The sequence below is a fragment of the Streptomyces sp. NPDC093544 genome (assembly GCF_040683495.1).
Classification (GTDB): domain Bacteria; phylum Actinomycetota; class Actinomycetes; order Streptomycetales; family Streptomycetaceae; genus Streptomyces.
On the sequence record NZ_JBFBEA010000024.1, the window covers coordinates 53258 to 73445 of the forward strand.

General features: G+C 69.6%; 19 protein-coding genes. 10 read left to right on the forward strand and 9 right to left on the reverse strand.

The genetic code is table 11. From position 1 onward, the window contains the following. Window positions 1-3 precede the first annotated feature (3 nt). Window positions 4-426 carry a PPOX class F420-dependent oxidoreductase gene (locus AB0N66_RS31780; protein ID WP_365441501.1) on the forward strand — a complete coding sequence of 141 codons (423 nt, stop codon included), beginning with the start codon at window positions 4-6 and terminating at the stop codon, window positions 424-426. Between the two features lie 193 nt (window positions 427-619). Next, on the forward strand, window positions 620-1510 hold the full coding sequence (locus AB0N66_RS31785) for an NAD(P)-dependent oxidoreductase (RefSeq protein ID WP_365441503.1): 891 nt from the start codon (window positions 620-622) through the stop codon (window positions 1508-1510). 90 nt (window positions 1511-1600) lie between these two features. Here the strand turns inward: AB0N66_RS31785 and AB0N66_RS31790 are convergent, their stop codons facing one another. Beyond that, a complete protein-coding gene (locus AB0N66_RS31790; RefSeq protein ID WP_365441505.1) occupies window positions 1601-2296 on the reverse strand; it encodes a type 1 glutamine amidotransferase domain-containing protein in 696 nt (231 codons plus the stop codon). A 162-nt stretch (window positions 2297-2458) separates the two neighbouring features. Next, window positions 2459-3046 (reverse strand): PadR family transcriptional regulator, encoded by a 588-nt coding sequence (locus AB0N66_RS31795; RefSeq protein WP_365441507.1) that lies wholly within the window; start codon window positions 3044-3046, stop codon window positions 2459-2461. A gap of 116 nt (window positions 3047-3162) precedes the next feature. Between AB0N66_RS31795 and AB0N66_RS31800 the strand changes: the two genes are divergently transcribed. The 3 genes from AB0N66_RS31800 (at window position 3163) to AB0N66_RS31810 (ending at window position 5296) form a co-directional block, all read left to right on the forward strand. Then, entirely contained in the window at window positions 3163-3555 is a 393-nt protein-coding gene (locus AB0N66_RS31800) for a nuclear transport factor 2 family protein (RefSeq protein ID WP_365441509.1), read from the forward strand. A gap of 57 nt (window positions 3556-3612) precedes the next feature. Then, window positions 3613-3987: a ferredoxin gene (locus AB0N66_RS31805; RefSeq protein WP_365441511.1), complete on the forward strand. Its 375-nt coding sequence runs from the start codon at window positions 3613-3615 to the stop codon at window positions 3985-3987. Window positions 3988-4117: 130 nt separating this feature from the next. Beyond that, a complete protein-coding gene (locus tag AB0N66_RS31810) occupies window positions 4118-5296 on the forward strand; it encodes an acyl-CoA dehydrogenase family protein (protein ID WP_365441513.1) in 1179 nt (392 codons plus the stop codon). 584 nt (window positions 5297-5880) lie between these two features. On the opposite strand, the gene AB0N66_RS31815 is transcribed toward AB0N66_RS31810, so the two are convergent. The 3 genes from AB0N66_RS31815 to AB0N66_RS31825 form a co-directional block, all read right to left on the reverse strand. Beyond that, the gene (locus AB0N66_RS31815) at window positions 5881-6993 is read right to left on the reverse strand and encodes a HAMP domain-containing sensor histidine kinase (protein WP_365441515.1); all 1113 of its coding nucleotides are present in this window, start codon (window positions 6991-6993) and stop codon (window positions 5881-5883) included. A gap of 9 nt (window positions 6994-7002) precedes the next feature. Continuing rightward, a complete protein-coding gene (locus tag AB0N66_RS31820) occupies window positions 7003-7782 on the reverse strand; it encodes a response regulator transcription factor (RefSeq protein ID WP_365441517.1) in 780 nt (259 codons plus the stop codon). 256 nt (window positions 7783-8038) lie between these two features. Continuing rightward, complete coding sequence (locus AB0N66_RS31825; protein WP_365441519.1) at window positions 8039-8455, reverse strand: nuclear transport factor 2 family protein; 417 nt, start codon at window positions 8453-8455, stop codon at window positions 8039-8041. 380 nt (window positions 8456-8835) lie between these two features. Between AB0N66_RS31825 and AB0N66_RS31830 the strand changes: the two genes are divergently transcribed. After that, entirely contained in the window at window positions 8836-9312 is a 477-nt protein-coding gene (locus AB0N66_RS31830) for a MarR family winged helix-turn-helix transcriptional regulator (protein ID WP_365441520.1), read from the forward strand. 93 nt (window positions 9313-9405) lie between these two features. Here AB0N66_RS31830 and AB0N66_RS31835 read toward each other — a convergent pair whose 3' ends face one another. The 3 genes from AB0N66_RS31835 to AB0N66_RS31845 all read right to left on the reverse strand — a co-directional run bounded on the left by AB0N66_RS31835 (window position 9406) and on the right by AB0N66_RS31845 (window position 12488). Further along, window positions 9406-10362, reverse strand: coding sequence for an SDR family NAD(P)-dependent oxidoreductase (locus AB0N66_RS31835; RefSeq protein ID WP_365441522.1), 957 nt, complete (start codon window positions 10360-10362; stop codon window positions 9406-9408). A gap of 148 nt (window positions 10363-10510) precedes the next feature. Further along, on the reverse strand, window positions 10511-11398 hold the full coding sequence (locus tag AB0N66_RS31840; RefSeq protein ID WP_365441524.1) for an MBL fold metallo-hydrolase: 888 nt from the start codon (window positions 11396-11398) through the stop codon (window positions 10511-10513). Between the two features lie 106 nt (window positions 11399-11504). Then, window positions 11505-12488 carry an aldo/keto reductase gene (locus AB0N66_RS31845; protein WP_365441526.1) on the reverse strand — a complete coding sequence of 328 codons (984 nt, stop codon included), beginning with the start codon at window positions 12486-12488 and terminating at the stop codon, window positions 11505-11507. Window positions 12489-12589: 101 nt separating this feature from the next. Here AB0N66_RS31845 and AB0N66_RS31850 point away from each other — a divergent pair, with 101 nt between their 5' ends. The 4 genes from AB0N66_RS31850 (at window position 12590) to AB0N66_RS31865 (ending at window position 18284) form a co-directional block, all read left to right on the forward strand. Next, entirely contained in the window at window positions 12590-13177 is a 588-nt protein-coding gene (locus AB0N66_RS31850) for a TetR family transcriptional regulator (RefSeq protein ID WP_365441528.1), read from the forward strand. Window positions 13178-13357: 180 nt separating this feature from the next. After that, entirely contained in the window at window positions 13358-14155 is a 798-nt protein-coding gene (locus AB0N66_RS31855; RefSeq protein ID WP_365441638.1) for an oxygenase MpaB family protein, read from the forward strand. Between the two features lie 63 nt (window positions 14156-14218). Beyond that, entirely contained in the window at window positions 14219-16498 is a 2280-nt protein-coding gene (locus AB0N66_RS31860) for a serine/threonine-protein kinase (RefSeq protein ID WP_365441530.1), read from the forward strand. Window positions 16499-16712: 214 nt separating this feature from the next. Further along, entirely contained in the window at window positions 16713-18284 is a 1572-nt protein-coding gene (locus tag AB0N66_RS31865; protein ID WP_365441532.1) for an NAD(P)/FAD-dependent oxidoreductase, read from the forward strand. 34 nt (window positions 18285-18318) lie between these two features. Here the strand turns inward: AB0N66_RS31865 and AB0N66_RS31870 are convergent, their stop codons facing one another. Then, on the reverse strand, window positions 18319-20112 hold the full coding sequence (locus AB0N66_RS31870) for a serine hydrolase (protein ID WP_365441534.1): 1794 nt from the start codon (window positions 20110-20112) through the stop codon (window positions 18319-18321). Window positions 20113-20188 lie beyond the last annotated feature (76 nt).

The window sequence follows — 20188 nt, forward strand, 5'->3', positions numbered from 1 at the left end:
CCCATGTCCAAGCCGCCGCTTCCCGAGGCCGCGGTCGCCATGCTGGGCAAGCCCAACCAGGCGGTCATCACCACTCTGCGGTCCGACGGGCAGCCGGTGTCCACGGCCACCTGGTACCTCTGGGACGACGGGCGGGTGCTGGTCAACATGGACGAGGGCCGCAAGCGGCTCGACCACCTGCGCAACGACCCCCGCGTCACGCTGACGGTGCTCGACGAGGCCGACTGGTACACCCACGTGACGCTGGTCGGACGCGTCGTCGAGATGCGCGACGACGAGGGGCTGGCCGACATCGACCGGCTGTCCCGGCAGTACCTCGGCCAGCCGTACGCGCAGCGGGACCGGCGCCGCATCAGCGCGTGGATCGAGGTCGACCGCTGGCACGGCTGGGGCGGCTTCCGGGACAGCGGCCAGACGTCCGGTTAGACGGGCACCACCTGCCGGGCACCGGCGACAACTTCGTCTCCGACGAGGTCGTCGTGGCCGCCCCGAGCACCGCCTACGAGAAGTCGTGACGTCCCCGGCCGTACAACCGCGACCTCCGCGGATCGGCAGCAACCACCGCACCGCGTGGATCACAAAAGTTCCACCGCACCGTATGGATCAGGAAGTTGATGACATGACCGACAAGCTCACCGTGAGTGTCCTGGGCACCGGAATCATGGGGGCCGCGATGGCCCGCAACCTCGCCCGCGCCGGGCACACCGTCCGCGCCTGGAACCGCAGCCGGGACAAGGCCGAGCCGCTGGCCGCAGACGGCGTGCACATCGTCGGTACTCCCGCCGAGGCGGTGGAGGGCGCCGACGTCGTCCTCACCATCCTGTACGACGGCCCCGCCGCACTGGACGTGATGCGGCAGGCCGCGCCCGCACTGCGCCCCGGCACCGCCTGGGTGCAGTCGACGACCGCCGGGATCGAGGCCATCGGAGAGCTGGCCGACTTCGCCCGCGAGAACGGGCTGGTCTTCTTCGACGCCCCGGTGCTCGGGACCCGGCAGCCCGCGGAGGCCGGACAGTTGCTCGTCCTGGCCGCGGGCCCGAGTCAGGGCCGGGACGTCGTGACGCCCGTGTTCGACGCGGTCGGCGCCCGCACGGTGTGGACCGGCGAGGACGGTGCGGCGGGCAGTGCCACCCGGCTCAAGCTCGTCGCCAACAGCTGGGTCATCGCGGCCAACAACGCGGCCGGCGAGATCCTGGCCCTGGCCAAGGCCCTCGGCGTGGACCCGCAGAGTTTCTTCGACGCCATCGCGGGCGGGCCGCTCGACATGGGCTATCTGCGCACGAAGGCCGGGCTCATCCTGGACGGCCGACTGACCCCGGCCGCCTTCGCCGTCTCCACCGCGGCCAAGGACGCCCGGCTGATCGTCGAAGCCGGCGAGCAGAATGGTGTCCGCCTCGACCTCGCTGCCGCCGGCGCCGAACGCCTCGCCCGCGCCGCAGCACAGGGACACGCCGACGAGGACATGGCAGCCGCCTACTTCGCGAGCTTCGACGAGGGGCGTGAGTCCTGACCTCGGAAGGCGACAACTGGTGAGCGGGCGGCCTTCTCGGCACGAGTGCGGTCGATCGACCTGCTCCTCGAACCGGTCGCCGCCCGTCGCTCAACCCAGCTTCTTGAGCAGTTCGGCGGCGAGCGGGGCGGCGGACGCCGGGTTCTGGCCGGTGACCAGATTGCGGTCGACGACCACGTGCGGGGCCCACGGTTCGCCCTCCTGGAAGTCGACGCCCGCCTCGACGAGACGGTCCTGGAGCAGCCACTTGGCCTTGTCGGCGAAACCGGCCTGCGTCTCTTCGACGTTGGTGAAGCCGGTGATCCGGTAGCCCGCGAACGGGTTGGCGCCGTCCGGGCCGGTGGCGGCGAGCAGCGCCGCCGGTGCGTGGCACACCACACCGAGCGGTTTGCCCGACTCCAGCGCGCGGGTGAGCAGCCGCCCGGACTCTTCGTCGACCGCGAGGTCCTCCATCGGACCGTGACCGCCCGGGTAGACGACCGCGGCGTAGCCGTCCAGGTCCACTTCCTCCAGCTTGACGGGCTTCTGCAGCTCGTCGAACGACGCGAGGGCCGCCACGACCTTGTCGGAGCCCTCCTGCCCGCCGTTGAACTCGGGCGCGAGGCTTCCCTGGTCCACTGTCGGCACGACACCGCGCGGCGTGGCGACGACGACCTCATGACCCGCGGCCTTGAACGCCTCGTACGGGGCGACGAACTCCTCGGCCCAGAAGCCGGTCGGGTGCTGGGTGCCGTCGGCGAGCGTCCAGTGGTCGACGCCGGTCAGTACGAACAGGATCTTCGACATGGTGCGTATCTCCGGGGGGTGCGGGCCCTGACGGGCATGGGCAGTGAATGGGGTCTGCTTCACCCCGCATGCCCTGACACTCGGTGTTCACCTCGTCAGGGCGGCGACGTTCTCGACGCTATGCCGCTCGGAGACAAGGGGCCATTGGGAAACCGTGGTCTGTCACCGGACATCCAATGGCCCGGCCTGGTGCCGCACCGCGGCGCGCTGCTCCAGAATGCGCAGGGCACGTTCGGCCCACCTGATGTTCTCCTCCTCGAAGGAGCGTCCCCGCATCAGCGTGAGATACGGGCCGACGCGCTCGCTCCGCACCAGGAACTCCTCCTCGTCACGCCCGTCGAGGAGCCGGTCGCGCAGGCGCTCGTAGCGGGCCAGTTTGGCGCGCGCCCACTCCAGCCGTTCGGCGATGGCCGCCCGTACGGCCGCCTCGTCCCCAGTGTCGACGGCCTGGACCTTGACCAGCAGCTCGTCGCGGATGGCCGTGGGTTTCGGGAGCTCGGCGGTGAAGTCGCGCAGGGCGCCGAGGCCCGCCTCGGTGAGGGAGAAGACCCGCTTGTTCGGGCGCCGCTCCTGCCGTACGAGCCGGGCCTCGATGAGCCCCTCCGACTCCATACGGTCGAGCTCGCGGTACAGCTGCTGCGGGGTCGCCATCCAGAAGTTGGCCACCGATCCGTCGAATCCCTTGGCCAGGTCGTACCCCGACGCCTCGCCCTCCAGAAGTGCGGCCAGAACCGCGTTGCGCAGTGCCATACCCCAAGGCTAGACGCCACTCACTCCCGCGACTAATCTGTTCCGCACCTAATCAATTAGTTGAGTATGACTCTCAATGATTCTTCGTGGCTCTTCGAGTATGAGAGGCGGGCGTGATGAACCCCTTCCGTAAGGCCGTAGAGGCGGGCGACCTCACCGCGATCGAGGATCTGCTCGCTGACGACATCGTGTTCACCAGCCCCGTCGTCTTCAAGCCCTACCCGGGCAAGGCGATCACCGCGGCCATCCTGCGTGCCGTCACCCGCGTGTTCACCGACTTCCGCTACGTCCGCGAGATCGCCGATGCCGGCGGCCGTGACCACGCGCTGGTCTTCAAGGCGACGGTGGGCGGCAAGGAGATCGAGGGCTGCGACTTCCTGCACTTCGACGACGACGGCAGGATCGACGAGTTGACGGTCATGGTCCGTCCGCTGTCGGCGGCCCACGCGCTCGCCGAGGCGATGGGGGCACAGTTCGAGCGGATCGCGCAGGAGGCGGCGGACGCGTGACCGGGGCCCCTCGCCCCTCCTGGGTTTGACACGGTTCCCTTCGGCTACCCGCGTGTTGTGACAACGACGACATCCCAACAGGAGCTCTTCCGATTCCTGGAGGACCGCTTCGCCTGCGCCCAGGCCTGCACCGAATGCGCCCGTACGTGCGCGCTGCGCGCGAGCTCCGTGGATCCGGGCGGGCCGAAGGAACAACAAGTCATGCGACGCGAAGGCATCCTGTGCGCGGAGGTGTGCGACGCGACCTGCCGCGTACTGTCCGAGCAACTCCATCAGGACGAGGCCGGCATCCGGGTCCAGGTGGAGTGGTGCCGCGCGGTCTGCCTGGAGAGCGCACAGGTCTTCGACGAGTACGCCGGGGCCGAGGATGCGGCGAAAGCCAGCCGTGAATGCGCCCAGGTGTGCGTGGAGTTCATCGCCACGCTGAGCTGAGCGCCGCGCAGATCCGAGGCCCGACCCGTGTGAAGCCGTCACCGGCATTCCCAATTTCTGCAACGCGTTCTACCGTGTGCGCCGTCAAGCCCGGGAGAACCAGCTCGGTCAGTGGGAGCCAGGAGGCGCCGTGCATCTCGAATACACGCCAGAGCAGCAGCGGTTGCGCACCGAACTGCGCGGCTACTTCGCCGAGTTGGTGCCCGACCACGCCTACGCCCGATATGCCGACCCGGCCGCGCAGAAGCGCTTCTACCGCGAGACCATCCGCCGCCTCGGCACGGACGGCTGGCTGGGTGTGGGCTGGCCCAAGGAGTACGGCGGGCGCGGGCTGAGCCCGATGGAGCAGTTCATCTTCTTCGACGAGGCTGCCCAGGCGGTCGTCCCCCTGCCGCTGATGGCCCTGAACACGGTAGGCCCGACGATCATGCAGTTCGGCACGGAGGAGCAGAAGAGGTACTTCCTGCCCAGGATCCTGTCCGGCGAGATCGACTTCGCGATCGGCTACAGCGAGCCGGACGCCGGCACGGACCTGGCTGCCCTGAAGACGAAGGCCGTCAGGGACGGCGACGACTACATCGTCAACGGGCAGAAGATCTGGACGACGAACGGCGACACCGCGGACTGGGTCTGGCTCGCCGTCCGCACCGACCCAACCGCCCCGCCGCACAAGGGCATCACGATGCTCCTGGTCCCGACCTCGGACCCCGGCTACTCCTGCACCCTCATCAACACCCTGGCCTCGCACGACACCACCGCGAGCTACTACGAGAACATCCGCGTCCCCGTCTCGCGCCGGGTCGGCGAGGAGAACAAGGGCTGGCGACTGATCACCAATCAGCTCAACCACGAGCGCGTCACCCTCGCCGCGCACGGCACCATGGCGATCCGCGCCCTGCACGACGTCCAGCACTGGGCGATGGAGACCAAGCTCGCCGACGGCCGCCGCGTCATCGACCTGCCTTGGGTGCGCCGCCGCCTCGCACAGACCCACACCAGGCTGGACGCCATGAAACTCCTCAACTGGCAGATGGTGAACGCCGTCCAGCACGGCACCCTCACCCCGCAGGACGCCTCCGCCGTCAAGGTGTACGGCTCCGAGGCCCGCCGGGACGCCTACGCCTGGCTGATGGAAATCGTCGCCGCCCCCGCCGTCCTCAAGGAGGGCTCCGCGGGCGCGGTCCTCCACGGCGAACTCGAACGCGGCTACCGGTCAGCGGTGATCTTCACCTTCGGCGGCGGCAACAACGAGATCCAGCGGGAGATCATCTCGTGGATCGGTCTGGGGATGCCACGGGTGCGGCGTTAGCCGGCTGTGCTGTATCGACTCATCCGACCCGGCCGCCTCCAGGCGCGCGCTGACGCGGTACAGCCCCTGAGGCGGATACGAGGTCTGGATCAGCGCCATCACATATGACGAAAGTCTGACGGATCGTCGGAGCCCCTGGTGCCGATCCGGCTGCGGGTGATCGACTCGGCATATGCGAGACGACGACCCCGACACTCACGGAAGTCTGTTGGCCGCCGTCTGGTCAGGCGTTCTCACGGCCGGGCTCGCACCGTGGATTTCCAGGACGATATACGTGCAGTATTTTGTCTGTCGTTAAATGTAGGAGCAGTTATGTTGATTATTGTGGTTGGAATCGTCTTCGTGGCGGTCGGAGTCCTGTGGTTCCTTCAGGGCATCAATGTCGCGACCGGATCGGGAATGTCCGGAGAGAGTCAGTACGCGGTACTGGGTGCCATATTGGCGCTGGGGGGTGCCTGCATGGTGTATTTCGCCTGGCGCCGCCGCAGTCGACGGAGCCGTCTTTCTGACTGAGCCCTGATCCGGATAAATCCTCGTGGATCGCTTTGGAGCTCCGGGCACAGGAGAGAGACCCGTCGCGGCCGTCAGGCCCGAACTGCCGGCAGCGTGACCTCGAAGCGGCAGCCGCCCGCCACATTGCGTACGGCTGCATGTCCTTGGTGTGCCTCGACGATGCCGCGGACGATGGCGAGGCCAAGGCCCGCCCCGGCGGGGGGTGTGCGGGCGTGGGTTCCGCGCCAGCCCGTCTCGAAGACGCGCGACAGATCCTCCTCGGGGATGCCCCCGCAGCCGTCGGTCACGGACACGACGACGCCCTGCGGGGAGCGTTCGACGGCTACGGCGATGGTGCCGTCGACAGGGGTGCGATGGATCGCGTTGGTCAGCAGGTTGCCCAGGACGCGGCTCATCTCCTTGCTGTCGACCTCGATCGGGATCGGCTCGATCCCCTCGCCGATGAGGCGGACGCCGTGTTCGCGAGCGATCGGGTCGGCCCCTGCGAGGGCGTCGCCGACCAAGTCGTACACGGAGATCCGGGACAAGGTCAGGGCGAGGGCGCCGGCGTGGATGCGGGAGAGCTCGAAGAGGTCGCCGACCATGGAGTTCATACGCTCGACCTCGGCACGGATCTGGCGCAGATAGCGGTCCGGGTCGGCGGCCACGCCGTCCTCGAGGGCCTCGGACATGGCGCGCAGTCCGGCGAGCGGGGTGCGCAGGTCGTGCGAGATCCAGGCGACGAGTTCGCGCCGGGATTTCTCCAGGGCGCGTTCGCGCTCGCGGGACAGGGCCAGTTTGGCGCTGGTGGACTCCAGCTCACGGCTCAGTGCCGCGAGTTCGGCGGTCGCGGCATGGGGCGGTGCGGCGAAGGTGCCGCCGTCGCCGAATGATCGGGTCGCCTCGGTCAGGGCGTTGCTGCGGGCGACGATCCAGCGTCCGAGCAGCAGTGCGGTGGCGAGCGAGATGCCGGCGGCCATGGTGAAAACGATGGCGACCACGCTCAGGTCGTGCGGCGACAGGAACATCCTCCGGGCCACGGTGAGGGTGCCCGCGAACATGGTGAGGATGGCGACCGCTGCGACGGTGGTCAGGGCCACTGTGAGCGAGCGATGCCGGAGCAGTCGCAGGACCAGGGCGCCGAGCAGACCGGCGGTCCCAGCGCCCAGGAAGGCGAAGAAGGCGATGGGGAGGATGTGCTGCATGTTCGTCGGTCAGCCTTCGGATCCGTTGGGGTGGGCGGGGAGACGCTGCGCCGAAGGCCCCGCGGCCTGGTTGCCGTCGGGTACGTCGAAGCGGTAGCCCACGCCCCACACCGTCTGGATCAGCCGGGGGCCCGCCGGGTCGTCCTCGACCTTGCCGCGCAGGCGCCGGATGTGCACCGTGACCGTCGACAGGTCGCCGAACTCCCAGCCCCACACCTCGTGCATCAGCTCCTCGCGGGTGAACACCTGCCCGGAGTGGCGCAGGAAAAAGGCCAGCAGATCGAACTCCCGGTTGGTCAGGGTGAGTTCAACGCCATCCTTGCTGGCGCGGCGGGCAGCCGCGTCGAGTGCGAGTCCGGCCACCCGAAGCGGAACTGCGGGCCTGCCGGGTGCCGAGGCGGCGGTGCGGCGCAGCACGGACTCGACGCGCAGGACGAGTTCGCGGGGGCTGAACGGCTTGGTGACGTAGTCGTCGGCCCCTATCTCAAGCCCCAGGATGCGGTCGTCCTCATCACCGCGGGCGGTGAGCATGACCACCGGCACCGGCCCCGTGGCGCGCAGCCTGCGGCAGACCTCCAGGCCATCCATGCCGGGCAGCATCAGGTCGAGGACCACCAGGTCGGGCCAGTGACGCGCGGCACACTCCAGGGCCGAGGGGCCGTCCTCGGCGCGGTCCACGGTGTAACCGGCGCGGTCGAGATAACCCGTGACGACCTCGGCGACGGTGAGGTCGTCGTCCACGACGAGGACACGGAGGGCGTCGGTCGGCGCGGCATCAGGTTTCTGCATGCCACCAGCCTCGCACCACGCGCGTGCGACCGTTCCGCTCGATCCCGGCCGCTCGGTCGATGTCCGCGTTTCGTAAGAACCGAGAGACCTTTATCTGCCTTTTTGGGGCGAGTGGGGTGATTCATGCCTCTTCAGTGCGGGTGGCCCCCGCCCAGGGCGATGTCGTACTGCCCTGCCCTGCCCTACCTCGACGAGGCAAGGCAAGGCAAGGCAAGGCAGGGCGGGGCGGGGCGGGGCGGGGCAGCGTCTACTCGGCCTAGAAAGCCGCGCCGCTCAGTGCGGTGGTGAACGCCATCGGGTCCCAGTACTCGCGGTACTTGACGATGAGGCCGTCCTTGAATGTCACGAAGGTGGCGTAACTCATCTCGTAGGCGTTCCCGTTGGTCAGGACGCGACCGGTGACACTCCAGTCCGCGACGGCCACGTTCGGGTCGTCGGTCGAGTAGATGCGCAGTGATGTGATCCGGTGCACGTCGATGAGGTCGGGGTAGCCGCGCAGGTACTCGTAGGTGGCGGTCCTACCCTCAAGTCGGGCGGGGCTGCCCGCGGGGGCGAAGGGGAACTCGAGGACGACATTCTCGTCGCACAGGTCCGCCCAGCCCTTCATGTCCTTGGCGAGGAAGGTGTCCAGGCTGCGCTGGAGCAGATCCGCGGCGGTGAGTGTTTCGCTCATTGTTCGTTCCAACCAATCGTGAATCGGAGCACTGGTGGGGTGGGTGGTGCAAGGCCGGGACCCTTGGGGATCAAGAGGTCTCTGCCATGTGAGGTCATGGGAGCCACCTCCACCTGGGCTGATTCGCCGGAGGGGGAGCCTCCGCCCGAATCTGTGGCTAGACACATAATTACGTGTCTAGCCACAGAAAGTCAATGGGGATCGAGCTGGGGGTTCGTAGGGGATGATCTCTCCGTGGCAGCCGGAGACCCGCGGGGGCCGATGGGCAACGCTCCGCGGCGATTACAGTATTCCCAGTCCAGGTCGCACCCGGGGCGCTGAGTTCCGTCCGTATCAGTGGTCAGACGCGTACACCTGGCCCGCAAATCCCGAGGAGCGCCATGCCAGCCGCGAAGCCTGACCCGGTGATGCCTCGACCGAGTCTCGTCGACTGCGCCCCGGTCAGCTTCGGGCTCTTCGCCCTCTCCCGTGAACTGCACGGTTACGGCGCTGAGCTCCTGCTGAAGCTTGGCCTGCACCCCGGCCAGGAACTCATCCTCATGCAGCTCTTCGACAGGGACGGCCAGACGCAGGCTGAGATCCAGCAAGCGGTGGGGCTCGACCACTCCACGGTCTCGCGATCGATCCGCCGTATGGAAGACGCCGGGCTCCTCACCCGAGCACCCGCACAGCATGACCGCCGAGCCGTCATCGTCTCCCTCGCCGACAACGGTGAGGCGTTCCGCCGGCCGCTCGCCGAGCTGTGGGCCAGCCTCGACCGGCTCGCTACCGACACCCTGAGCAGGACCGAGGGTGCCGGCTTCCTCGCCACGGTCGCGGAACTCGAACGCACCTACGCCGCCGCGCGTCGCGGCTGACCACGGTGCGGGAACGTTCCTCGGCAGCGCCAAAGCTGACGCCGCTGCCGGTCCACTGATGGTGTCGCCAACTCATGTCGGCGGCGTGCAGCTCTAGCGGACGAGACCCTCGGACACGTCCCACAGCCGGGCCGCGTTCTCCGGATCCACGGCGTACGGCGCGACACCGGCGACGGCACCGGCTCGTTCGGTGACCGGTTCGGCCTGTGCACAGTCCTCGAAGTAGCGGCCGGTGATGCCCTCAACCGTTGGTGAGGCGGCCAACAGCACCGAGGTCGAGGCGCCCTGCTCCACGGTCTTCTGCGGCGGCAGCGCGAGTTCGCCCGAGGCGATGAAGTCGGCGACCTGCTGAAGGTCCATGTGCCGGGCCAGGGACGTGTCCGCGATGTTTCCCGGCATCAGAGCGTTGGCGGTGATGCCGTCGTCGGCCCAGCGCTCGGCGGCACCGACGGCGAACAGGGCGTTGGCGGTCTTCGACTGCCCGTAGGAGGTCCAGGGGTCGTAGGGGCGGAAGCGGTAGTCCAGGTCGTCGAAGACGACCGGCGAGAAGAGGTGGCCGATGGAACTCACCGAGACGATCCGTGCGCCGTCCGCCGCCGCGAGTGCTGGGTGGAGGCCCGTGGCGAGGGCGAAGTGGCCCAGGTGGTTGACGCCGAACTGCCATTCCCGGCCTTCAGGCGTGCGAGTGAGTTCCGGCGTGGCCATCACTCCCGCATTGTTGACGAGGATGTGCAACGGTCCCTGCCAGGCGGCCACGAACGCCGCGACCGTCGACCGGTCGGCCAGGTCGAGCCGACCCACCGTCAACTGTCTGGATTTGGGCGGCAGTTCTGCCTCCAGGCGCGCCACCACGCGGGCGCCCGCGTCGGTGTCCCGCACGGCCAGGGTGACATCGGCGCCCGCCGCTGCGAGCGTCCGGGCCGTCTCCACCCCGATGCCGGAACTGGCTCCGGTCACCACGGCTCGGCGGCCGTGCAGGTCGGCGCCGTCGATTGCCTCGGCGGCAGTTGTGCTTGCCCCGAACTTGTTGGGCGTCTGAGGTACGGACATGAGGTGAACCTCCTGAATGTGAGCAACTTGGGAAATGCGAGGGCCGTAAGGTGTTCGGCTCAGTTGCCGATCGCGTCGCGGTGCCTCGGTGATGGGAGTTGGTCGCAAGGGCGGCCGGGTCGTACCCGGGACGGCACGTCCGGTGGAGCTACCGGGAAGACGGGGGGCCGCCGACGGGAGCCCAGGCGTGAGCGTCGCCCACCGGCGTGACACGGCCGAACACGTCGTCGGTGAAGTGCCCGGCGGCGATCACGGTGTCCGGCCGCCGGAGCACGTGGTCGCGCACCGCTCGGGCCTGGTCCGGAGCGACGTCGGAGGAGAACACCAGATCAGGGTCACCGACCTGAGCCGGGGAGTGCAGGATGTCTCCCACGATGCAGACCGATTCGGTGCTGCCGCACGACGGGTCCCGTACGACGATCGCCAGGTGTCCGGGGGTATGACCCGGGGTGGCCTCGACAGTCACTCCGGGAGCGATGCTGTCGCCGCTCCTGACGAACTCGACGACGCCGTCGAGCGGCTTCAGCACCGCCTCGGCGTCCGGTCCGCCCATGACCGCCGACCTCGTCGACCAGTACCGCCACTCGTCCTCCGACATGAGGTGGCGCGCCCGGGCGAAGGTGAGGCCCGTGGGGGAGTCCGTCGCGGGCGCGTTCGGGAGCGGTGCGACATCGCTCGTCCAGCCGACGTGATCGAGGTGCAGGTGGGTGTACACCACCGTGTCGATGTCGTCGGCGGACAGCCCTTCCTCGGCGAGGTTCCGCAGAAGTGAACCGCCCTTGAGCTGAGCGATGCCGGGCACGTCCACGTCGATCTTCCCCACGGCCAGGTCCACGAGGATCCGTCGGCCCCCGGCGCGTATCAAGAAGGATCCGAACGAGAGGATGAGCTGCCCGTCCTCGAGGAAACCGGGTCGCGTAGTCCAGTCCACGCCGGGGAACAGGACGTCTGGATTGTGTGCGCCGAAACCGTCGGGGAGATAGGTGATCGTCGTCTCGCCGATGGTGATCTGGGACCGTGCGGCCGGCTGGGGCATGGGGGAGCCTTTCGAGACGTGAGGGGCTTGGGTCTGTGCGGGGTACGGGGGTTTGGTCCCGTGATGGGATCCCCGTGATGGGATCTTGTGAGGCGCCGGTCGGCTGTCAGCCGTTGAGCGTGCCCATGAACTCGGGTGCGTAGCGGTCGCCGGTGACCACGCCGTGCGGGGCCGCTGCCTCGATCGCGGCGATGTCGTCGATGGTGAGGGTCACCTCGGTCGCGGTGACGTTCTCCTCCAGGTAGCGACGGCGCTTGGTGCCGGGGATGGCGACCGCGCCCTGGTGCAGGACCCAGGCGAGGGCCAGCCGGGAGGGGGTGACGTCCTTGGCGGAGGCGATGCGGCGGACCTCGCGGACGACGTCCAGGTTGCGGTCGAAGTTCTTGCCCTGGAAGCGGGGGTCGGTCCGGCGCCAGTCGTCGTCGGCGAAGTCGTCGGGGCTGGTGATCGCGCCGGACAGGAAGCCGCGTCCCAGCGGGGAGTAGGCGACCAGGCCGATCCCCAGCTCCTGGAGCGTGTCGCGTACCCCGTCCAGTTCGATGCCGCGCTCGAAGAGCGAGTACTCGGTCTGCACGGCGGTGAGCGGGTGGACGGCGTGGGCGCGCCGGATGGTCGGTGCGGAGGCCTCGCACAGGCCGATGTGGCGGACCTTGCCTTCGGCGACCAGTTCGGCCAGGGCGCCGACGGTTTCCTCGATGGGCGTCTTGGGGTCGATGCGGTGCAGGTAGTACAGGTCGACGTGGTCGGTGTCCAGGTGCCGCAGCGAGCGTTCCAGGGCCCGGCGGACGTACTCGGGCCGGCCGTTGAGGTCGAGCATCCGGCCTTCGTCGGTGATCTCGATGCCGGTCTTGGTCGCGACCACCGCGGCCTCCCGGCGCCCCGCCAGCGCCTTGCCCACAAGCCGCTCGTTGAGGAAGGGGCCGTAGCTCTCGGCGGTGTCCAGCACGGTGACGCCGAGCTCCAGCGCGCGGTCGATGGTGGCCAGCGACGCGGCCTCGTCGGCGGCGCCGTAGAACACGCTCATACCCATACAACCAAGACCTTGGGCGCCGACGGTCAGCCCCTGGCTGCCCAGTGCGCGGCGTTCCATATACATCCCTCTCATCTGTAACTAACTGGATAGATACTTAACCGTAGGCCCGTGATCCACCTGTGTCAATAACTAGATAGTTACTTGCTACGGTGGCACGCATGCCACGGGATTCCAGCGCCACCAAGGCCCGGCTGCTCGACGCCGCCTTCAGCGAATTCGCCGCTTACGGCATCGCCGGTGCCCGAGTGGACCGGATCGCGGAGTCCGCGGGGGCGAACAAGCGGCTGATCTACGCCTACTTCGGCAACAAGGAGCAGTTGTTCGATGAGGTTCTGCTACGGGCCATGACGGCTGGTGCCGAGTCGGTGCCGTTCGACGTCCACGACCTGCCTGGATACGCAGGCGCGATCTTCGATCACCTCGTCGCCCGGCCGGATCTGATGCGCCTGCGGCTATGGAAACTGCTGGAACGCCCCTCCGTCACCGGAATCGAACCGGATGCCTTCCGGCACAAAGCGGCAGAAGTGGCCGAGGCGCAGCGACGCGGCGAGGTCGCCCAGGAGATGGAGCCCGCCGATCTCCTGACCTTGGTTCTCGCCGCGGCCCAGGCGTGGTTCTGGGCCGCCGAGGGCGTCGACCCTCAGGAGGTCAGCCAGTCCTGGTCGTCGCAGCGGCTGGCCCTGCACCGCTCGGCGGTCGTCGAGGCCGCCCGCCGGATGATCGAGCCGAAGACCGCCGCCGAGTAGCCGCCTCAGGGGGCACCCACGCACGGCGTGCGCGAGGGAAGGCGCCGCGCTCTTGATGGCATGACCGCAGGTCGGACGCGGTTGCTGGTACCGACTGGGAAGAGCGGTCACACTGCTGGTGTGGAGGCCTTTCAGGCGGGTGATCCGGGACTCTTCACGCCGGATTCGGTGACCTGGCAGATGCACGGCGACCCGATGATGTGGGTCGCCGGAATCCGCGCGCTCTATCTGCAGGCGCTCCACCCGCGCGCGGTGCGGGGAGTCATGCAGAACTCGGACTTCCGGCGCGACGCGTGGGGCCGGCTGATGCGCACCGCGCACTTCGTGGGGACGACGACGTACGGGACGAGTGAAGCCGCTGAGAAGGCAGGGGTGCGCGTACGGAAGATTCACACGATGCTCACAGCGGCGGACCCGGAGACGGGAGAGCGGTATCGGATCGACGAGCCCGAGCTGCTGCTGTGGGTGCACTGCGCGGAGATCGACTCCTATCTGCACGTCGTGCGGCGCTCGGGGTTCCGCCTCACCGACGCGCAGGCCGACCGCTACATCGGTGAACACCGGGTCAGCGCACGGCTGGTGGGGCTCGCCCCCGGCGACGTACCCGCGGACCAGGCCCAACTGGCCGAATACTTCGAGAGGGTGCGGCCCGAGCTGGTGGCTGGGTCGGAGGCGCGGGACGTGGACGACTTCCTGTTGCGCCCGCCGACCCACCCGTTGCTCGTACCGGCGCGCGCCCTGCTGTGGAGGCGCGTGGCGCGGCTGGCGTACGCCTCTTTGCCGCCGTACGCCCACGAGTTGTACGGCAGGACGGCCCCGTCCCCCGCCGTGGTGACGCGGCGCCTGCGTGTCACGGGCACCATGCTGCGCTGCGTTCCCGCACGTCTGCGCTGGCAACTTCCGCCCAAACACATTCTGACCGCCATGTCACGACTCGGCCCCGGCTCCCGCCCGGCGCCGTACAAAGTCGACAGATAACTCGCCATACTGGACGGGCGGGGGAGGGTGCGGGGTGAGCATCGACGGGGGCGGTCGCAGGAGATGGCGGAGACCAGACTGATCCAGGGCCGGTACCGGTTGCTCGATCTCATAGGGCGCGGCGGTATGGGTGAGGTGTGGCGGGCGCGGGACGAATCGCTGGGCCGGCAGGTCGCGGTCAAGTGCCTCAAGCCCCTTGGCCCGCACCACGATCAGTCCTTCACCCGCGTGCTGCGGGAGCGGTTCCGGCGTGAGGCCAGGGTGGCCGCCGCCCTCCAGCACCGCGGGGTGACGGTCGTCCATGACTTCGGTGAGTCCGACGGCGTGCTGTATCTGGTGATGGAGCTACTGGAAGGGCGGAACCTCAGCCAGCTTCTGGAGGACAACAAGCAGCACCCGCTTCCGGTCGCCGACGTCGTCGATGTCGCCGACCAGGTGGCCGCGGCCCTCGCCTACACCCATCAACAGGGCATCGTGCACCGCGACCTGAAGCCCGCGAACATCATGCGGCTCTCCGACGGCACGGTGAAGATCTGCGACTTCGGCATCGCGCGCCTCGGCCACGACATCGGGTTCACCTCGCGGCTGACCGGCACCGGTATCGCGATGGGCACCCCGCACTACATGTCGCCGGAACAGATCAGCGGAACCGAGGTCGACCAGCGCAGCGACCTGTACTCCTTCGGGTGCGTGCTCTACGAAATCGCCACCGGTGCGCCGCCGTTCGACCTCGACGACGCGTGGGCGGTTCTCGTCGGCCACCGGGACACGCCGCCGGAACCACCGCGTCGGCACCGGGCCGAACTCCCCGAGTACTTCGAGAAGATCATTCTGGATCTGCTCGCCAAGGAGCCCGAGGAGCGCCCGCAGGACGCCCGCGAACTCGGCCGCCGCATCAGCGCGGGCCGCACGACCGGGATGTACGTGCCGACCGTGGTGAGTCCCGTCGTACGACAAGTAGCCTCGGAACAGCGTCCGTTGGCGCCCTCGGTTCAGTCACGCCCCGGGCAGCCGCCGTCGCGCGAGTCCCGGCTGCCCTCCTGGACCAGCGGCATGACCACGGGCCACAAGGCGACCGGCTCCGGGCTGCGCGTCACACCGCCGGACGCCTCCGCGGGTCTCACCGGCGAGTGGATCGCGCGTCCGTCCACGGCTATGGCGCGGGAGCTCGAGCGCACCGAACGCCCCACTCCCTCGCCGGAGGTGGTCACCGCCCTGGCCGGGCGGCACAACGCGGGACTGAGCCTCGGGCGGCTCGGCCGGTGGACCGAGGCGGGCGAGGTGCACCGCGCGGTCGCCGCCGAGCGGGAACACGTCCTCGGGCCCGATCACCCCGACGCGCTGGCCAGTCGTTACGAGGTCGGGTTCACCCTCAGCCGCACCGGACGCCCCGCCGAGGCGCTGCGCGAGTACGCGCATGTCGCCCAGACCAGGGAGCGGGTGCTCGGCCCCGACCACGCCGACACGCTCGCCGCACGGCAGGAAATGGCTTACGTGCTCGGACAGTTGGGCCGCCATTTCGAGGCGCACCAGGCCTATACGTCCGTGCTCGCCGCCCGGGAGCGTGCCATGGGCGCCGATCACCCGGACACTCTGCGCTGCCGCCACAACCTCGCCTTCAACCTGAGCAGACTCGGCCGGCTGGAGGACTCGTACCGGATGGCGAGCGAGGTGGCGTCCGCCCGTGCCCGGGTGTTGGGCGCGGCGCACCCCGACACGCTCGTCACCCGGTACGAAGTCGCCTACGCGCTCGGCCAGTTGGGACGCTGGCCCGAAGCGCTGCACACCTACCGGGAGGTGGCCGAGGCCCGCGCGCAGGCACTGGGCCCCGATCACCCGGACACGCTCGCCGCACGCTACGAGGTCGGCATCAGCCTCGGCCGTCTCGGCCGCAGCGCGCAGGCCCTTGAGCTGTATCGCGACCTGATCGACGACCGCACCCGGGTGCATGGCACCGCGCACCCCGAGACCCTGCGCGCCCGGCACGGCCTCGGCGTCAACCTCGGCCGGATGGGGCGCTGGGAGGAGGCCCTCGCGGAGTCCCGCGACGTGCACGCCATCCGCGAGCGTGTCCTCGGCGCCGATCACCCCGACACCCTCGTCAGCCGGCGCGAGGTCGCCGTCGGCCTCGGCTGGCTCGGGCGCTGGGCCGACGCGCTCGCCGAGTACCGCGGGGTGGCGTCCGCACGCGAGCGTGTCCTCGGTGCCGACCATCCCGATGCGCTCGCCAGTCGTAACGACGAGGCGCACTGTCTTGAGCAGTTGGGGCGTCGTCAGGAGGCTGTGGAGCTGTACCGGAGGGTGGCGGCGTTGCGGCAGCAGAGGGCGTCCGGGGGGCAGTGAGGGGTTGGGGTAGTGGGTTTTCGCCCCCGCCGCCCCTACCCGTCCCATCTCTCTGGGGCTGCGCCCCAGACCCCCCTGGGTCGTTTGTCTGCTGCGGGCTGTGGGGGCTTGTCACGCAGTTCCCCGCGCCCCTGCGGGGCGTCGCCCCATACGGGTGCCCGCCGGCTGCCGCGTAGCTCTGGCCGTCGTAGATCATCGCGTGCTACCAAGAACCATGCCTGCACTCGAGGGATACGACGCCGTGATCGTCGGCGGGGGCCACAACGGGCTCGTCGCCGCTGCCTACCTGGCCCGGGCCGGGCGGTCGGTGCTGGTGCTGGAGCGCCTGGGGACTACCGGCGGCGCCGCCGTGTCCACGCGGCCGTTCGCCGGGGTCGACGCACGCCTGTCGCGCTACTCGTACCTGGTCAGCCTGCTGCCGCGGAAGATCGTGCGGGATCTCGGGCTGGACTTCCGGGTACGTGGGCGCACCGTTTCCTCGTACACGCCCGTCGAGCGGGACGGAAAGCCGACCGGGCTGCTCGTCGGCGGTGGCGAGCGGCGTACCCGCGAGGCGTTCGCGCGGTTGACCGGATCGGACAGCGAGTACGCGGCGTGGCAGCGGTTCTACGGCATGACGGGCCGCGTGGCCCAGCGGGTGTTCCCGACGCTCACGGAGCCCTTGCCGACGCGGGACGAGCTGCGTCGGCGTGTCGACGACGAGGAGGCGTGGCGGGTTCTCTTCGAGGAGCCGGTCGGGGCCGCGGTGGAGGAGTACTTCGCGGACGACCTCGTACGCGGTGTCGTCCTCACCGACGCCCTCATCGGGACCTTCGCGGACGCCCACGACCCCTCACTGCGGCAGAACCGCTGCTTCCTCTACCACGTGATCGGAGGCGGCACCGGCGCCTGGGACGTGCCGGTCGGCGGTATGGGCGCCCTGACGGACGCGATCGCCACGACGGCGCGCAACGCGGGCGTCGTGATCGCGACCGGGCATGAGGCGGTGCGGATCGAGACGGACGGGCGGGCCGCTGAGGTCACCTACCGGAGCGCGGACGGCGAAGGCGTCATCGCGACCCGGCACGTCCTGGTGAACGCCTCGCCACAGGAGCTCGCACGCCTCACCGGCGACGAACCGCCCGCCCCCGCCGAGGGTGCCCAGCTCAAGGTGAACATGCTCCTCAAGCGGCTGCCGAGGCTGCGCGACACCTCCGTCGACCCCCGCGAGGCGTTCTCCGGGACCTTCCACATCGCCGAGGGTTACGAGCAGTTGGCCACCGCCCACGCGCAGGCCGCGTCCGGTGAGCTGCCCACCGCGCCGCCCTCCGAGATCTACTGCCACTCACTCACCGACCCGAGCATCCTCGGCCGGGACCTGGTCGAGCAGGGCTACCAGACCCTCACGCTCTTCGGACTCCACACGCCGGCCCGGCTCTTCGCGCGCGACAACGACGGCGTACGCGATGAACTGCTGAAGTCGACCGTGGCGCAGCTGGACGCCCACCTCGCCGAGCCGCTCGTCTCCTGCCTGGCCACCGACGTCGACGGCCGCCCCTGCATCGAGGCGAAGACCCCGCTCGACCTGGAACGCGACCTGCGGCTGCCCGGCGGCAACATCTTCCACCGCGACCTCGCCTTCCCCTACGCGCAGGAGGGCACGGGCCGCTGGGGCGTGGAGACCCGGCACGCGAACGTCCTGCTGTGCGGGGCGGGCGCGGTGCGCGGCGGCGGAGTGAGCGGGGTGCCTGGGCACAACGCGGCGATGGCCGTGCTGGAGGAGCGGGAGCCCGGGGGCCTCCGCTAGGGGCTTCAGCGGCTGGGGAAGCCCTGTGGCGGCCTCAGTCGCCGGACTCCACCCAGCCCACCGCCTCGATCCGTGCGGCGTCCGCCGGTCGCGCCTCGTCGAACACGACCCGGTCGCCGGACTCGACCCGGAGTCCGTCGACGTACGCGCCGCGACCGACGTACAGCTGGTCGGTCCTGTACCGCCAGCGGGTGCTGAGCTGCCGCGACTGCGGGAGGTCCGCGGTGAGCCGGTGCCATACCCGTCCCGACCAGCCGGTGACCGAGCCGGTCGGGTGCTCCTGCGGTTCGTCGACGTGTGGGGCAGCCGTCGTGAAGGGAACCGGCTGCCAGGTCGCGCCGCTGTCGGTGGAGGCCTCCAGGAAGAGGAGGTCCGACTGGGGTTCGGTGTCCCACCACAGGGCGCAGCGCAGGCGTGCCGGACCGGCGCCGGTGTCGAGTACGGGCAGGGCCAGCGTGGCCGTCGTCGCGCTCGCCGTCCCGGAGAACCAGGACGTACGGCCCCGCGCGGGCCGTACCGGAACGGCGCGCGCCAGGTTGTTCGCCGTGGCGACCCGGGGAGCGGAGCCGGATCGCCAACTGCGCACGGGATGAACGGAGTTGCCGAGGACGATCAGGAAGGAGTCGGTCGTCGGGTCGAGGACGAGTGAGGTGCCGGTGAAGCCGGTGTGGCCGGCGGTGCGCGGGGTGGCCATGGCGCCCATGTACCAGTGCTGGTAGAGCTCGAAGCCGAGGCCGTGCTCGTCGCCGGGGAAGGCGGTGTTGAAGTCGGTGAACATCAGGTCCACCGTCTCCGGCTCCAGGATGCGCGCCCTGCCGTACGCACCGCCGTTGAGCAGCGCCCGGCCGAGGATCGCCAGGTCCCAGGCGCAGGAGAACACGCCCGCGTGGCCGGCCACCCCGCCCAGGGAGTACGCGTTCTCGTCGTGCACCTCGCCCCACACCAGCCCGCGATTCAGCCCCGACCAGGGCAGCCGCGCGTCCTCGGTGGCGGCGATCTTCGGCTTCCAGGAGGCGGGCGGGTTGTAGCGGGTGCGGTGCATGCCGAGCGGGGCGGTGATCTCCTCGCGGAGGAGGGTGTCGAGGGTGCGGCCCGTGATCTTCTCCAGGACGAGCTGGAGCGAGATCAGATTCAGGTCCGAGTAGAGGTACTTGGTGCCCGGTGCGTTGAGCGGCGCCTCGTTCCAGATGAGTTGGAGCTTTCCCTCGTAGGTCGGCGCGCTGTAGAGGGGGATCCAGGCGCGGAAACCCGAGGTGTGGGTGAGGAGCTGACGGATCGTGATGTCCTGCTTGCCCGCGGCCGTGAACTCCGGGAGGTACGAGGCGACCGTCGCCGTCAGCTCCAGCGCGCCCCGCTCGATCTGCTGGACGGCGAGGATCGAGGTGAACAGCTTCGATACGGAGGCGAGGTCGTAGACGGTGTCCTCGGCCGCCGGGATCTGCTGCTGGGCGGGGAACTCGACGCCGGTATCGGTCTTCTCGTCGTACGCCGCATAGCGCACCGCCATGCCGATCGGCTGATGCAGGGCCACGATGCCGCCGCGCCCGGCGAGAAGTACGGCACCCGCGTACCAGGGGTGCTTGGGGGAGGGGCCGAGGAACGCCTCCGCGTCGAGGACCAGTTGGCGCAGATGGCCCGCCAGTAGTCCGGCACGCTCCGGCGATCCGTGCCGCAGTGTCGGCCGTCCGCCACCGTTTCCCTCGGAGGCCCCCGCGGGCCCTGCGGGGAAGGGGGCGATGGCCAGCGCGCCGCCCAAGGCCAGCACCCGTCTGCCCAGTTGACGACGGGTCGGGCCGCCGGCCGAGCTGCCCACTGCTTCTTCGGTCATCGAGGAGTCTCCCGCCGCGCCGCCTGAAAGTATCTTTCCGGGTTCGCTGTGCGGGGTGAAACTTTCCTGTCAGGGG